This is a genomic window from Aquabacterium sp. A08 (genome assembly GCF_011742065.1).
This window is the reverse complement of sequence record NZ_JAAQQT010000351.1, coordinates 1-296: the sequence shown is the minus strand read 5'-3', so window position 1 is coordinate 296 and position 296 is coordinate 1. Positions and strand designations below refer to the sequence as shown.

The 296-nt window shown below is 65.2% G+C and carries 1 protein-coding gene; it reads left to right on the top strand.

Annotated elements, in window-relative coordinates:
* Positions 1–296, top strand: a 296-nt coding sequence (locus HA630_RS27030; protein WP_208299885.1) for an acyl-CoA dehydrogenase family protein, incomplete at both ends; no start/stop codon positions are given.

Below are 296 nucleotides of genomic sequence, written 5' to 3'. Positions count from 1 at the left end.
AGCGAACCGGGCGCCGGCTCCGACGTGATCAGCATGAAGCTGCGCGCCGAGGACAAGGGCGGCTACTACCTGCTCAACGGCAGCAAGATGTGGATCACCAACGGCCCCGACGCCGACACCATGGTGGTGTACGCCAAAACCGAGCCGGAACTGGGCGCCCGCGGCGTGACCGCCTTCATCGTGGAAAAGGGCATGCCCGGCTTTTCCACCGCGCAAAAGCTGGACAAGCTGGGCATGCGCGGCAGCCACACCGGCGAGATGGTGTTCCAGAACGTGGAGGTGCCCGAGGCGAACAT